Here is a 15136-nt window from a genome sequence, read left to right as displayed (position 1 = left end):
TCTCCGACAACGTGATGGTTTGCTACTACAATGCGCAGATCATGTATATATCCAGTCACCAGTCTGCTGAGAAAAATAAGCTGCTTCGATATCTGTTGATTTCCGTGGCGGTTGCCCTGGGATATTTCCTGCTGGGGCATAGCACCATGCAACTCGGGATTTCCCAAGTCTACGCTACCTTTATCTGGCCTGCTGCCGGGTTTGCGCTGGCTATCCTGATCTTGGGCGGTGTGCGTTTCCTACCTGCTTTGCTGGTGGGGGCAGTGGTAACGCAATATACTGCTGGCCTTCCCTTTTTTGCTGCGTTGAGCATCGGTAGCGGTACGCTGATCAGCACTGTGCTGGGCTATTATTTGCTTGACCGTTATGTCAATTTCCAGCCTGAAATGACCCGTTTGCGGGATCTGGTGGGCATCATGCTGGTAGGGGGCATGTTCACGCCGTGGATCAGCGCCACGTTTGGTTGCGTGATCCTAAAATTATTTGGCATTGTGCCGGATGCATTGTTGCCAAGTACCTGGCTGCAATGGTGGCTGGGTGATGGGTTGGGCATACTTCTGCTGACACCGGCGATCCTTGCGTATTTCCATTCTGCTCCTATACGCTGGACCAAGGCGAGGGTGTTGGAAGCCGTTGTATTGACCGGTCTGCTGCTGGCGTTGTGCTTGATGTCATTCAGTGATTTTCTATCAAAATCGGGCACCCTGGAGATCAGGACGATTCTTGTGTTTCCTTTAGTGATCTGGGCGGCATTGAGTTTCCATCAGCGGGGAGCGGCGCTTGCTTCCATGCTGATCGTGGTCGCAGCCTTATGGGGCGATGGCGGCCAGCATGGTTATTTCAGCATGGAACTCAGAAACCTTGATCTGTTCAATTACTGGTTGTTTGCGCTGATTACGGTATCCATGGGCGTGGGCTTATCCAGCCTGCATGTGGGCCGGGTACAGGCAGATGAGAAGTTGAGGCGGCAGTTGACGCTTTACAATGCCTTGAGCAATGCGCAGTCCGATGCGGGAGAAGGTGTGCTGATCATAGAGCATGGCAAGATTCTCTATGCCAATGAGGCAGTGTGGAGAGTCGGCGGCTATGATGCGCGTGATATTCCGATGGGGTCAGACTTTCTCAGTCTGATTCATCCCAGTGGGCGTGAGATGGTGACAGCCAACCATCAGCGGCGCATGCGCGGCGAAACTACGCCCAATCGCTATGAGACGGTAGCACTGAGCAAATCGGGCAAATCCATCCCGATAGAGTTGGCGGTGGCGAATTTCCGTGACGGTAGTGATCGCGTTGTCGTATTGATCATTGATATCAGCAGCCGCAAGCAGGCAGAGGCTGCCTTGCTGCAAAGCCGTGCCGAATACCGCGACCTGGTGCAATCGGTGAAGGCTGTGGTGTGGCGGGCGACCACGGATGCCGTATTTACTTTTGTCAGCCAGGAGGCGGAGAGCTTGCTTGGTTATCCGGTGGAGGAATGGATAGGCAAACCCAATTTCTGGGTAAGTAAAATTCACCCGGACGACAGGGAGTGGGTGGTGAATTTCTGTATCTGGGAAACTCAGCATCTTAAGGATCACGTATTTGAATACAGGATGATGGCTGCCGATGGCCGTGTGGTGTGGATTCAGGATATTGTGCGCGTGATGGCGGACCGTTTCGGCAAGCCGCAGGAATTACTGGGGGTGATGCTGGATATTACCGAGCGCAAGCTGGCGGAATCCAGCCTTAGTCTTTCCAAGCAGGTGTTCGACAATACCAGCGAGGCTATCCTGATCGCAGACCGGGAACGTAACATTCTGGAAGTCAATCAGGCTTATCTGACCATGACAGGGTATGAGCATGAGGAAGCAGTCAGCATGCGCTTATCCTTGCTGGATGAAATGGATGAGGCTGCACAGACGATGATTGGCAAGCTGGTGCAGCAAGATGGCCAATGGGTAGGCGAGCTGCTGGCTCGCAAGAAAAATGGGGAATATTACCCGCAATGGGTTTCCATCAACACTGTTCATGATGGCAACGGCATGCTGCAGAACTATATCGTGGTGCTCACCGACATCAGCCAGCGCAAGCAATCCGAGGAAAAATTACAATTCCTGGCAACGCATGATGCGCTTACTGGCTTGCCCAATCGCGCCTTGCTGCAGGAACGCACTGAACTGGCCTTGCTGCGGGCGCAGCGTTATCACCAGCGGATTGCCGTGTTGTTCATCGACCTCGACCGCTTCAAGATTATCAACGATACCTTGGGGCATCAGGTAGGCGATATGCTGTTGCAGGAGGCAGCGGGCAGGCTCAAGGAATGCCTGCGGCAGACAGATACTATTGCGCGCCAGGGTGGAGACGAATTTGTGGTGTTGGTGGAGGATTTCACCGAGCAGCAATACTTGGCGAATGTGGCCAACAAGATCATGGCTACGCTGTCCCAGCCTTTCATCCTGATGCAGCAGGAGCTGTATATCAGTGCGAGCATCGGTATAAGTGTCTATCCCGAGGACGGCATGGATATTTTCTCGTTGCTCAAGAATGCGGATGTGGCCATGTACCGCGCCAAGGACGCAGGCAAAAACACCTTCCATTTCTACTCGGCGGAAAACAGTGCTAACAGCGTCAGCCGCCTGGCCCTGGAAAACAACTTGCGTCGCGCGCAGGAGCGCAACGAATTCTCCTTGTGGTATCAGCCCAAGCTCGACCTGGCTAACCAGAGCATTATAGGCGCTGAGGCATTGCTGCGCTGGGATAGCGCGGAGTTGGGCATGGTATCGCCGGAAGATTTCATCCCGATTGCGGAGGAAACAGGCCTGATCATCGAACTAGGTGCCTGGGTGCTGAAACAGGCATGCCAGGATGCCTGCGAATGGCAGGCAATCGCGGGCCGTCCGGTACGGGTAGGAGTGAATATCTCGGCGCGGCAATTCCGTGAGGACAGCCTGACCGAAGTCATCAGCGCAGCTTTGGAGGAAAGTGGTTTGACACCTGACTGCCTGGAGTTGGAGATCACGGAAAGCATGATCATGCAGAATGCTGAGCGTGCGAGCCAGATGCTGGAGAATGTCCGCAAATTTGGCAGCCATGTACTGATTGATGATTTCGGCACCGGCTATTCATCTCTGGGCTACCTCAAGCAGTTCCCCATCGATTCGTTGAAGATTGACCGTTCCTTCGTGCGGGATATTCCGCAGGACAGTGATGATATGGCGATTACACAGGCTATTATCGCCATGGCGCACAGTCTCAAGATGAAAGTAGTGGCCGAAGGGGTGGAAACGCAAGAGCAACTGGATTTCCTGCGCGAGCAGGGATGCGACCAGTTGCAGGGCTATATGTTCAGCCCGCCGCTCAACGCGGATAATTTCCTTGAATTACTGCGCTTTGATACTGCCAAGCGTTCTGGGCGCACCCGTATCGACGGGTTGGCAGTATGATCGTCAAGTTGACTGGCTACAGCGTGCAAGTGGCTAGTGCGGTGCTTCCTTGGCCAGGTTGACTGAGTAGATCGGGATTTCCACAACGATATCCTCATCCCCGACGATGGCCTGGCAGGACAGGCGAGAATTGGCTTTTAATCCCCATGCCTGGTCCAGCATATCCTCTTCATTTTCGCTGGGTTCAGACAGGGAATCGTAACCCTTTTGGATATAGACATGGCAGGTGCTGCATGCGCATACTCCGCCGCAAGCATTTTCAATCTCGATATGCTGCTTGTGCAGGTTATGGCAGATGGACCTGTCGGGCTGGGCTTCAAAAGTCTTGCCTTCAGGACAGTATTCCGGATGGGGTAGAACGGTAATTTTTGCCATGCCTAAAGTTCCAGGGTATTCAGTGATTGTCCGGCAAGAGCCTGCTTGACGGAAGCATCCATGCGGCGGGCCGCAAAGGTTTCGGTTGTGTGGTTGAGCGCGTCCGCAGCCTTGTTAATAGCGTCGCTATCATTTTGTTGCGCCAGCAAGCGCAGTTGCTCCATCTGCCCGATGATTTCCGCTTTTTCCTCAGCACTCAGGAGTATATCGCCATCCTGGCGCAACGCAGCTTCGATTGCCTCCAGCAAACGGGCGGCATCTACCTTGGCTTCCTGCAGGGAGCGCGCATGCTTGTCCGCTTCGGCAGAAGTGAACGAGGCCTGCAGCATACGGGTGATCTCGTCCTCGCCCAAGCCGTAGGAAGGCTTGACCACGATATCGGCATGGGCGCCACTGGTTTGCTCGCGTGCTGAGACTGACAGCAGGCCGTCGGCATCCACTTGGAATGTCACACGGATACGGGCGGCACCAGCAGCCATGGGTGGAATGCCGCGCAGCTCGAAACGGCCCAGAGAACGGCAATCCGCCACTAGTTCACGTTCTCCCTGCACGACGTGGATGCTCATAGCAGTCTGGCCGTCCTTGAAGGTGGTGAAATCCTGGGCGCGTGCGATTGGCAGGGTGGAGTTGCGCGGAATGACTTTCTCGGTCAGCCCGCCCATGGTTTCCAGCCCAAGCGAGAGCGGGATCACATCAAGCAGCAGCAGGTCGTCGTCATTGCGATTACCGGCGAGGATATTGGCCTGGATGGCCGCTCCCAAGGCTACTACCTGGTCAGGATCGAGATTGGTCAATGGCTCACGACCAAAAAAGCTGGTGACGGCCTGGCGCACTTGTGGCATGCGGGTGGCGCCCCCCACCAGAACCACTCCCTTGATTTCTTCAATGACGAGCGCAGCATCGCGTAATGCCTTGCGGATCGGGATCAAGGTGCGGTTGAGCAATTGCTGGCTGAGCGTATGGAACTCGGTCTGGCTCAATGTGAGGTCAATGACATCGCCATTGCTGAGTACGGCAGTGATGCTGGCGCTTGCATGGTCGGTCAGCCATTCCTTGGCTTCTTTGGCCTTGGTCATCAGCAAACGGGTATCGGCAGGGTTGAGCGGTTGCAAACGCGCTTGCTCCAGTATCCAGCAGAAAATGCGACGGTCGAAATCGTCCCCACCCAATGCAGAGTCGCCATTGGTAGCAAGAACTTCGAACACGCCTTTGGATAAGCGCAGAATGGAAACGTCAAAAGTGCCGCCACCCAGGTCGTAAATCACGTAGATTCCTTCGGCGGCATTGTCCAGGCCATAAGCGACTGCAGCGGCAGTTGGCTCGTTCAACAGGCGCAATACATTGAGCCCGGCAAGGCGGGCTGCGTCCTTGGTGGCCTGGCGCTGTGCGTCATCAAAATAGGCGGGGACGGTAATCACCGCCCCGGCGAGTTCGCCTCCCAGGGCTTGCTCGGCACGTGCCTTGAGGGCTTTCAGGATTTCAGCAGAAATTTCGACAGGGCTTTTGGTACCAGCTCGAGTCTCGATTTGCACCATGCCAGGGGTTTCAACGAAACGATAGGGCAAGTGTCCGGTATCGCCAATGTCACGCAGGCCGCGGCCAAGAAAACGCTTGGCAGAGACGATAGTATTCTGCGGATCCTGGCTTTGCTGTATCTGGGCCGGATAACCTACCTCTACCTGCTGGTCGACCGTATAACGCACCACGGAAGGCAACAGAGAGTGGCCGGCTTCATCAAGCAAGATAGTGCTGAGGCCGCTGCGCACGGTGGCCACCAGGGAATTGGTCGTTCCCAAATCTATTCCCACTGCCAGGCGGTGCTGGTGCGGGGCCGTGCTCATGCCCGGTTCTGATATCTGTAATAAAGCCATCGTGCGGTTATTCGTCTTCCAGTTTGCTTATTTTATATTCGACATCACTGCATATCTTGTCAATAAAACTCAGCTTGCGTACCACGCCTGCCGCTTGCTTCCATGCTTGTTGTTGATCCAGCATGTTAATCAGGGATTGTTCCAGCGCCTTGCCTTGAGAGTGCATTTCCTTGAGCAAGTTATCCAGGGCAGCAATATCGCTGGCATCAAACGCCTCTTCCGCAGCCTCGCGCCATTCCATTTGCAACATGAGGAAATCGGCAGGCATGGCGGTGTTGCTTTCCTCTTCGGTATCAATGTCGTGCAGTTGCAGCAGGTAGCGTGCGCGGGGAGTAGCGGCTTTGAGCGTCTGATATGCATCATTGACCTGCGTCGCCCATTGCATGGATTGCAGGCGTTCGCTGGGGGAGGAGGCTACAAAGCGGTCAGGATGCACTTCTGCCTGCAGCTTGCGGTAGTTCTGCTCCAGCAGTGGCATATCCAGCGCGAACCGGGTTGGCAAACCAAGCAGCTCGAAGTGATTGTTCTTCAGGTCAGACATATCCAGAGGGTAGCTCGAACAGGGCAGCCGGCTTGCGCCAACTGCCTGGCAGATCAATGCAATGGGCTAGACGGTAAAGCTTTCGCCACAGCCGCATTCATCCTTGACGTTGGGGTTGTTGAACCTGAAACCTTCGTTCAGGCCTTCCTTGGTGAAATCCAGCTCCGTGCCGTCGATATAGACCAGGCTTTTGGGGTCCACGATCACCTTGACGCCATGGCTTTCGAACACTACGTCTTCGGAGCTGAGATCATCTACGAACTCCAGCGTATATGCCATGCCGGAGCAGCCGGTAGTCTTGACGCCCAGCCGCAGGCCGATACCCTTGCCGCGGTTGGCAAGAAATTTCTCCACACGCTTGGCAGCGGTTTCTGTGAGCGAAATTGCCATACCTGTACCTCCTTAAGCCGCGTGTTCGTCTTTGATACCTTGTTTGGCCTTGAGATCTTCCACTGCAGCGCGAATCGCGTCTTCTGCCAGTACGGAGCAGTGGATTTTGACAGGTGGCAACGCCAGCTCTGCCGCGATGTCGGAGTTCTTGATCTCCATAGCCTGGTCCAGGGATTTTCCCTTGATGAGCTCAGTCACGAGCGAGCTGGAGGCAATAGCAGAGCCGCAGCCATAGGTTTTGAACTTGGCGTCTTCAATGATGCCCTGGTCGTTGATCTTGATTTGCAGCTTCATTACGTCGCCGCAAGCCGGGGCGCCTACCATGCCAGTGCCGACGGAAGGGTCGTTTTTGTCCAGGGAGCCCACGTTACGAGGGTTCTCGTAGTGATCAAGTACTTTGTCTGAATATGCCATTTTTCTACTCCTCAAAATTTCCAACATGCCGCTGTTACTGCATCACCTGCATGGCATGCTGACAGGTGTATGAATTCTTGCTGTTTCCGATACCCAGCCTGCTGGACATCGGAGGTTGGTTAGTGTGCTGCCCACGCTACCGTGGCCAGGTCTATGCCTTCCATATGCATTTCCCAGAGCGGCGACAGTTCGCGCAGTTTGCCGATCTTGCCCTTCATCAGTTGTACCGTGTAATCAATATCCTCTTCGGTGGTGAAACGGCCAATCGAGAAGCGGATTGAGCTATGTGCCAGTTCATCGGAGCGACCCAGGGCACGCAGCACATACGAAGGTTCTAAGCTTGCAGAAGTACAGGCCGAACCGCTGGACACGGCAATATCTTTGACCGCCATGATTAGGGATTCGCCCTCGACAAAGTTGAAGCTGATGTTGAGGTTCTGAGGCACACGGTGTTCAAGGTCGCCATTGACATACACCTCATCTATTTCCTGCAAACCCTTGAGCAGGCGGTCGCGCAGTTTGAGGATGCGTGCATTTTCGCTATCCATCTCGTCGCGTGCGATACGGAAAGCCTCGCCCATGCCGACGATTTGGTGGGTTGCTAGGGTACCGGAGCGCATGCCGCGCTCGTGGCCGCCGCCGTGCATTTGCGCCTCGATACGCACGCGTGGTTTACGACGTACATAGAGTGCGCCTATGCCCTTGGGGCCGTAGGTCTTGTGAGCGGAGAAGCTCATCAGGTCCACTGGCAGTTTTTGCAGGTCGATATGCACCTTGCCAGTTGCCTGTGCCGCATCCACATGAAAGATTACGCCTTGGTCGCGGCAGATATTGCCGATGGCCTCGATGTCCTGAATCACGCCGATTTCATTGTTTACCAGCATGACGGATGCCAGAACGGTATCCGGACGCAGGGCTGCCTTGAATTTTTCCAAGTCAAGCAGGCCGTTGGGCTCAGGCGTGAGATAAGTAGCTTCATACCCCAGGCGTTCCAGTTCGCGCACGGTGTCGATCACCGCTTTGTGCTCGGTCTGCACAGTCACGATATGCTTGCCCTTGGTAGGGCTGTAGAAATTGGCCGCACCCTTGATCGCCAGGTTGTTGGATTCCGTCGCGCCAGAAGTCCAGACGATTTCACGCGGATCGGCATTCACCAGCTTGGCGACTTCCTCACGGGCGTTCTCCACAGCTTTTTCCGCAGTCCAGCCGAAGGCATGGCTGCGCGATGCCGGGTTACCAAAATGCTCGGTGAGGTAAGGGATCATCTTTTCCGCTACCCGTGGATCAATTGGGGTAGTGGCTGAATAATCCAGGTAAATTGGTGTATGTACTGTCATTTTCTATTTTCCTACACTGCAACTGCAGTTAATTTTCTCAATCTGGCCAGCTCGCGCTCCAACGTTTGCAAGAAGGCATTTATTTCATGTAATTCGTTGTCATTACCCAAGCTGACCCTGATCGCGCCACGGGCGATATCGGGTGGGATGCCCATGGCCAGCAGCACATGGCTGGGTTCTTTGCTGTCGCTGGAACAGGCCGAGCCGCTGGCAATGGCAAAGCCTTGTTTATCCAGCGCCATTACCATGGTTTCACCGTCTATACCTTCAAAGGCGAAGAAGCTGGTATTGGGCAGGCGTTCGGCTTCAGCGCCAAAAATAATCGCTCCTAACTGACATAGGCCGTGCTCAAGATGCTCGCGCAAGCCAACTAGCTTGTTCCTGTGTGTTCTTACCTCGGTAGCAAGCAGGTGACAGGCGGTACCAAAACCTACGATTGCGGCAATGTTCTCGCTGCCGCTTCTGAGCCCTCGTTCCTGGCCACCGCCGTAAAGCAATGGCTGTATGTCGATACGTTTGTCCAGAATCAGCGCGCCGGCACCTTGCGGGCCATTGATCTTGTGCGAGGACAAGCTCATGGCATGCACGTTCAGATCGGTGAAATTCAGGTCCAATTTGCCCAGCGCCTGCACCGCGTCGGTATGCATATAAGCCTTGTGCTGACGGGCGAGCTCACCTAGCGCTGCGACATCCTGGATCACACCGGTTTCGTTGTTCGCGAGCATGACCGACACGATGTCGGGCCTGTTTTCCAAGATGGCCACGAACGAACTTTTTTCAACCTGCCCATGCTGGTTGCATGCGATCAAGTCAAGCTCCCAACCTTGCCACCTCAGTGCTTCGGCTGGCCTGGAAACTGCAGGGTGCTCTATGCTACTGATGGCAATCCTACCTTTCCCCAGTGCGCCTGCCACCCCAGTGATTGCGAGATTGTCGGCTTCTGTACCGCCGCAGGTAAAAATCACTTGCGAGGTATGCGCTCCGACAGCATCGGCCACCTGTTCCCGTGCCTGGTCAATGGCATTGCGTGCCGAGCGGCCATAAATATGGCGGCTGGTTGCATTACCCTGTTGCTCCGACAAATAGGGCAGCATAGCCTGCAACACCTTTGGATGCAGGGCAGTGGTGCCATTATTGTCAAAGTAAACGGGGCGGCTCATATTCAGTGTCCTGTTGTTGGTCAGGCGGCTACCTGCGCCTGTGGACGCACACTTTCGCGGCGTGCCACAAAGCGGATTTCCTTACCTTCGCGCTGAGAAGTCACCAGGTCTGCCAGCGCAACCCCGGAGAGATATTCCAGTATTTTGGCATTCAGGCTGGACCATAGCTCATGAGTCATGCAGGGCTTGCCATCGTGACAGTTTTCCTTTCCACCGCATTGTGTGGCATCGATCAGCTCATCCACGGCGGTGATGATGTCAGAGATGGAAATGTCGTGATGGTTTTTTGCCAGGTGATAACCGCCACCTGGGCCACGCACACTTTTGACTAAACCGTTACGACGCAAACGGCTGAAAAGCTGTTCCAGATAGGAAAGAGAAATGCCCTGGCGCTCGCTGATACCGGCGAGCGTGACTGGTTTTTCCTCTTCATGAAGCGCCAGATCCAGCATCGCGGTCACTGCAAAACGGCCTTTTGTGGTTAATCGCATATTCGGTTCCTGAGGTTGTTCGAATGACGCATCTATTGTGTAGTTGATGCGGTTTTAGGCAATAAATCTCTGATGAAAACTCTATAATACCTTAATGCTTTAGTCAACTATTTTGTTGATATAGTTCACATCAAATGCCTGGCCTACCTCAGTGTCTGTTTCGATATCAGCTCCTAGTTTGGCAAGCTGTTCTTTCATTTCCTGAATCTGGGAATCCTGCCGCGAAATATGATCCATCAATGCATGAATGGCCTTGCTCATGGGATCGTTCATATTGTCGCTGACTGCATAGGCAGAGAAACCGGTTTTTTCTGAGCTATCGTCTTGTTGGCGTGGTTTTTCCGGGTCCACAATTCTTGCGGGAATACCTACTGCCGTGGCGTTGTCCGGCACATCCTTGACGACGACGGCATTGGAGCCGATCTTGGCCTTGACTCCTACTGTAATCGGGCCCAGTACTTTCGCGCCTGCGCCGATTACCACACCATCCTGCAAAGTTGGGTGACGCTTGCCTTTGTTCCAGGAAGTGCCGCCCAGCGTCACGCCATGATACAGAGTGCAATCATCGCCGATGACGGCAGTTTCGCCGATGACAACGCCCATCCCATGGTCAATGAAGACACGTCGACCCACTACGGCACCTGGGTGGATTTCAATACCGGTCAGCCAGCGCGCGATGTGAGAGCATAATCTTGCCGGCCAGTACAAGCGCTGCTGCCATAACCAGTGGGAAAAGCGGTGGATGAGCAGGGCATGTACGCCAGGATAGGTGGTGAGGATTTCCCAGCGGGTGCGAGCGGCGGGATCGCGCTCGAAAACAACATTGATGTCTTCTTTGATATGACTGAACATTTGAGTATTTTACTCTGATTTAAATGCGAGCAATACGCTCAAAAAGTAGTAGAGCGCGGCGGGTGGGGAGATTGGGTCGCACTCAGGATGCCGCGCAGGATATTGATTTCCTCTTTTTCCAGTCCGGCACGACCATATAGCCTGCGCAGTCGTTGCATCAGCCGTTTGGGCTGGTCCGGATTGAGAAAGCCGATCTCGACCAATGTTTGTTCCAGGTGGATATAAAAACGCTCTATCTCTTCACTGGCAGCCAGCGGCACTGGTTCATTATCGGCTGGCTGCGGGTCGTCCAGCGCGGCCATGCGCAGCTCGTAACTGAGCACCTGCACAGCAGCGGCAAGGTTCAATGAGGAGTACGCGGGATTGGCAGGAATCATGGCGAGCAATTGGCAATGGTCCAGTTCGGCATTTGATAACCCGCTCATTTCCGTCCCGAACACCAGCGCAACAGGACTATGGCGTGCTGTAGCAATCGCCCGCTGCACACCCTCGCGCGCTGCCACAAGCTCATGCGAAAGCTCGCGCCGCCGCGCGCTCATGCCGATGGCAAGTGTGGTGCCATGCAATGCCTCTGGCAGGCTATCGCACACAATTGCATGGTCCAGAATATCTGTCGCACCCGAAGCCATGGCCACTGCTTCTGCATGAGGAAAGGATTTGGGTTTGACCAGCACCAGTTGGGAAATGCCCATGGTTTTCATGGCGCGCGCCGCGGCGCCTATATTGCCCGGATGGCTGGTTTGACAGAGGACGATGCGGATCTGGCTTAGCAGGTTGGGATTGGATGTCATGGCAATAAGGCTTAAAATGCCATTTTATCAGTTTTGGGCATGCTCTTGAAAAGCGTGTCCCTATCCCAGCTCTTTAAAAACCAGCCCGGCCTGCCGGGAAATCAGTAAAAACGGAAAGAACATATGCATTTCTTGAATAATGCGGTCAAGGCCGCCCGCCGTGCCGGCGATATCATCAACCGAGGTTCGTTGGACATTGGCGCCCTCACTGTGCGCAGCAAGGATTACAACGACTTTGTCAGTGAAATTGATCAGAATGCCGAAGCCGCCATTATTGATGTGCTGAAGAATGCCTATCCCGACCATGGGTTCTTCGGCGAGGAGAGCGGCAAGCAGGATGAGGATGCCGAGAATGTCTGGATTATCGATCCACTGGATGGCACCACTAACTTCTTGCATGGTTTTCAGCAATATTCCGTTTCCATTGCGCTAAGGCAAAAAGGGCAAATCACGCGCGCCGTAATTTACGACCCTAGCCGCAATGATTTGTTTACCGCCATTCGCGGTGGTGGTGCATTCTTGAACAACAAGCGCATCCGCGTTACCAGCCGTCCTAAATTGCAGGACTCCTTGATCGGCACAGGTTTTCCATTCCGCGATTTCACGCATTTTGAAACCTATATGGGCATGTTCAAGGACATGGTGAAAAAGACGTCTGGACTACGCCGGCCAGGTTCTGCGGCACTTGACCTGGCATACGTGGCTGCGGGCTGGTTCGATGGTTTCTGGGAAATCGGTCTTTCTACCTGGGATATTGCGGCCGGCTCTCTGTTGGTGCATGAAGCAGGTGGTTTGGTCGGCGATTTTGAAGGTAACGAAGGCTTCCTGGAAAGCGGTAATATCGTGGCGGCTAACCCTAAGGTTTTTGTGCAGATGCTGCAAGTGCTGACGCCGCACTTGACCGATGCTCTGAAAACACCAGTGAAATAATCTATCTTGGACAGTAGCACTGTCCATTTTTTCACTCAATTACTACTTCTCATGTGACACAAATAAAAAAGCCAGCGTGGAAAACCACGCTGGCAAACACTATGGAGAAGTTGCAAAGAACATGGAGTGAACTTTTTACTTCAGTTATGTATTTTAAAGATTAAATCTGGTAAACCAGTACTTAAAAACAGCAACTGAAGCTAACTTCAGTATCAAATACTAAAGTAAGGTTTGTCGGGTGACTGTAGGAATGAGTCACTCTCGTCGGGGGAATTGTTCATCAGATTTTTGTGCTGTGCACGCAAGTGTCGGGACTTTTTCCCGTTTCTGTTTTCGGAGAACTGATTTAAATTGCGCAATCACCCGCAACCGTCCAGACGATCCAGTTCGCCAATGAACCTGAAGTTACGCCTCAACCTGATCATTACCCTGCTATTGGCATTGATTCTGCTGCTTGCTGCCGTCATGATGGTTCACAATGCGCGTGATGATGTACGTGCAGAAGTGCAATCAACGGCAACGCTGGCCATGCACCTGTTGGATGCGGAAATCCTGCATTACACCTCTGACTACACTTGGTTGCATGGAGCGGAGAAGATACCATCCGATTCGATATTCCGCTTGCATAGCCTGGGCAATGTGCGCCATCTGCGCATCGAGTTCTTTGATGCCCATGGACGTTTGCGCGATAGCAATCTCAAAGATAATGAGCAAAAATCTGTGTCGTGGCTTGTCCGTGCGATGGCGTGGATTACACCTGCCATGCCAGAGATTCGTCGCCAGATATTTGCCAATGGCCGCATGATAGGCGAGCTGGTCGTGACACCTGATCCCAGGTATGAGATTGAAGAGGTGCTGGGCGACATCATGGGCCTGCTATCATTAGTCGCGATTTTCTTTGTGGCGGTCAATGCATTGGTATATTGGGCTGTTGGTCGCGCGATGAGGCCGGTGGACAGCATCATGACGGCGCTGAACGAGTTGGAGCAGGGGAACCTGAAAGCCCGGTTGCCGGAATTCGAGTTACCAGAGCTGGCGGGCATTAGTCGTAAATTCAATGCCATGGCGGAAACGCTGGAAAAAAGTATCCATAACAATCACCAGCTCACTCAGCAGATGATCCGCTTGCAAGAGGATGAGCGCAAAAACCTGGCGCGTGACCTGCATGATGAAATCGGCCAATACCTGACTGCCGTACATGTGGATGCTTCAGCTATCCTCAATGCCAAGAGCATGGAAAGTGCGCAGGAAAGCGCAAAGGCAATCAGCACAGTGGCGCGGCAGATGATGGATATTGTGCATGATATGCTGCAAAGGCTGCGACCGTCCGGATTGGATACATTCGGGTTGACGATTGCGGTGACGGATCTGGTGAATACCTGGCAACAGCGGAACCGGCAGGTAGAAGTGCATCTGGATATTGCACCAGGACTGGATACCATTCAGGATGAAACGACCAGAATTACGGTATACCGCATCGTGCAGGAATGCCTGACCAACGTGACCCGACATGCGCATGCCAGCAAAGTTGATATACGGATTGGGGTGGAAAACATTATGCTCAGTATTGATATTGAGGATAACGGATGTGGATTCAACACAGCGCAATTACCATCCGGTTTCGGGCTGGCTGGTATGCGCGAGCGGGCAGAGGGCCTGGGTGGACGTTGCCTGTTGGAAAGCACGCTGGCTGCGGGAACACGGATCAAGGTTGAGCTGCCATTGAAGGAATCGCTAGGGGGAGAGCAATGAGTATCAATATTCGCATCATGCTGGTGGATGACCATGAGGTGGTCCGTTCCGGCCTGCGTCGGTTGCTGGAGCAGAATGATGGCGTGGAGGTGATTGCGGAAGCAGAGAGTGGGGAACAGGCCTATCAGTTTTATGGCGAATGCCTGCCGGATGTGGTGGTAATGGATATGTCCATGCCAGGCATGGGTGGTTTGGAAGCTCTGCGCAGAATCATCGCGCGTTATCCGCAGGCGCGCGTCATTATTTTTTCCATGCATGAAAATGCGGCGTTTGCATCACAGGCGCTAAGCGCGGGGGCAAGAGCATATGTCGCCAAATCCGGTGCGGCTGATGACTTGGTTCAAGCGGTGCGTGAGGTCGCGCAGGGCAAAGGGTATTTGAGTGCCGGCATCGCCCAGCAGATTGCCTTGCAAACCTTGTCGGGAAGCGATGACCCGACCCGCTTATTGTCTGCGCGTGAATTTGAGGTATTCCGGCTGTTGGCGGCAGGGAAAGGAATAGACGAAATTTCCTCTACCTTGAGAATCAGCCAGAAAACGGTAGCCAATTACCAGACCTTGCTGAAGCAAAAACTGGGTATCAACAGCCCCATCGAATTGGTGCGCCTGGCTATCAAACATGGCGTGATTGATAGTTGAGTAGGTGGTGATAGGAAATGTCGGGAGAAAATCCCGGCAATCTTTAGGAATTAATGCAATGGTTGATGAGCAGGCTTGAGCATACGATGCTATCTAACAGCTTTGATTTCCAGTTATATGTTTTTCGTCAAGCCTGTTGTTCAACTCCATACCACTAAGGATTATCCAAACC

General features: G+C 53.6%; 14 protein-coding genes. 4 read left to right on the top strand and 10 right to left on the bottom strand.

Annotated features, from left to right (window positions below; translation table 11 throughout):
* Window positions 1-41: 41 nt before the first annotated feature.
* Window positions 42-3422 (top strand): bifunctional diguanylate cyclase/phosphodiesterase, encoded by a 3381-nt coding sequence (locus V7Z75_RS05405; protein WP_334107597.1) that lies wholly within the window; start codon window positions 42-44, stop codon window positions 3420-3422.
* A 33-nt stretch (window positions 3423-3455) separates the two neighbouring features.
* Here V7Z75_RS05405 and fdx read toward each other — a convergent pair whose 3' ends face one another.
* The 10 genes from fdx to V7Z75_RS05355 all read right to left on the bottom strand — a co-directional run bounded on the left by fdx (window position 3456) and on the right by V7Z75_RS05355 (window position 11644).
* Window positions 3456-3797 carry an ISC system 2Fe-2S type ferredoxin gene (gene fdx / locus V7Z75_RS05400; RefSeq protein WP_334107596.1) on the bottom strand — a complete coding sequence of 114 codons (342 nt, stop codon included), beginning with the start codon at window positions 3795-3797 and terminating at the stop codon, window positions 3456-3458.
* 2 nt (window positions 3798-3799) lie between these two features.
* A complete protein-coding gene (hscA, locus tag V7Z75_RS05395) occupies window positions 3800-5668 on the bottom strand; it encodes a Fe-S protein assembly chaperone HscA (protein WP_334107595.1) in 1869 nt (622 codons plus the stop codon).
* Window positions 5669-5675: 7 nt separating this feature from the next.
* Window positions 5676-6209 (bottom strand): Fe-S protein assembly co-chaperone HscB, encoded by a 534-nt coding sequence (hscB, locus tag V7Z75_RS05390; protein ID WP_334107594.1) that lies wholly within the window; start codon window positions 6207-6209, stop codon window positions 5676-5678.
* Window positions 6210-6275: 66 nt separating this feature from the next.
* The gene (gene iscA / locus V7Z75_RS05385) at window positions 6276-6599 is read right to left on the bottom strand and encodes an iron-sulfur cluster assembly protein IscA (RefSeq protein WP_334107593.1); all 324 of its coding nucleotides are present in this window, start codon (window positions 6597-6599) and stop codon (window positions 6276-6278) included.
* 12 nt (window positions 6600-6611) lie between these two features.
* On the bottom strand, window positions 6612-7013 hold the full coding sequence (iscU, locus tag V7Z75_RS05380; RefSeq protein ID WP_334107592.1) for a Fe-S cluster assembly scaffold IscU: 402 nt from the start codon (window positions 7011-7013) through the stop codon (window positions 6612-6614).
* Between the two features lie 119 nt (window positions 7014-7132).
* Entirely contained in the window at window positions 7133-8350 is a 1218-nt protein-coding gene (locus tag V7Z75_RS05375) for an IscS subfamily cysteine desulfurase (protein WP_334107591.1), read from the bottom strand.
* 11 nt (window positions 8351-8361) lie between these two features.
* Window positions 8362-9510, bottom strand: a complete 1149-nt coding sequence (locus tag V7Z75_RS05370) for a cysteine desulfurase family protein (protein WP_334107590.1) — start codon at window positions 9508-9510, stop codon at window positions 8362-8364.
* A gap of 20 nt (window positions 9511-9530) precedes the next feature.
* Window positions 9531-10001: a Fe-S cluster assembly transcriptional regulator IscR gene (gene iscR / locus V7Z75_RS05365; protein ID WP_334107589.1), complete on the bottom strand. Its 471-nt coding sequence runs from the start codon at window positions 9999-10001 to the stop codon at window positions 9531-9533.
* Between the two features lie 99 nt (window positions 10002-10100).
* A complete protein-coding gene (cysE, locus tag V7Z75_RS05360) occupies window positions 10101-10853 on the bottom strand; it encodes a serine O-acetyltransferase (protein ID WP_334107588.1) in 753 nt (250 codons plus the stop codon).
* 38 nt (window positions 10854-10891) lie between these two features.
* Window positions 10892-11644, bottom strand: coding sequence for an RNA methyltransferase (locus V7Z75_RS05355; protein WP_334107587.1), 753 nt, complete (start codon window positions 11642-11644; stop codon window positions 10892-10894).
* Between the two features lie 123 nt (window positions 11645-11767).
* Between V7Z75_RS05355 and V7Z75_RS05350 the strand changes: the two genes are divergently transcribed.
* The 3 genes from V7Z75_RS05350 to V7Z75_RS05340 all read left to right on the top strand — a co-directional run bounded on the left by V7Z75_RS05350 (window position 11768) and on the right by V7Z75_RS05340 (window position 14964).
* Window positions 11768-12574, top strand: a complete 807-nt coding sequence (locus V7Z75_RS05350; RefSeq protein WP_334107586.1) for an inositol monophosphatase family protein — start codon at window positions 11768-11770, stop codon at window positions 12572-12574.
* A gap of 393 nt (window positions 12575-12967) precedes the next feature.
* The gene (locus V7Z75_RS05345) at window positions 12968-14326 is read left to right on the top strand and encodes an ATP-binding protein (RefSeq protein WP_334107585.1); all 1359 of its coding nucleotides are present in this window, start codon (window positions 12968-12970) and stop codon (window positions 14324-14326) included.
* Complete coding sequence (locus tag V7Z75_RS05340; protein ID WP_334107584.1) at window positions 14323-14964, top strand: response regulator transcription factor; 642 nt, start codon at window positions 14323-14325, stop codon at window positions 14962-14964. The genes V7Z75_RS05345 and V7Z75_RS05340 overlap by 4 nt, the downstream gene beginning before the upstream one ends.
* The last annotated feature ends 172 nt before the right edge of the window (window positions 14965-15136 follow it).

The organism is Methylobacillus sp. (assembly GCF_036844465.1).
Lineage (GTDB): Bacteria > Pseudomonadota > Gammaproteobacteria > Burkholderiales > Methylophilaceae > Methylobacillus.
The sequence above is the reverse complement of the archived record's forward strand: the minus strand, read 5'-3'. Positions and strand labels throughout refer to the sequence as shown.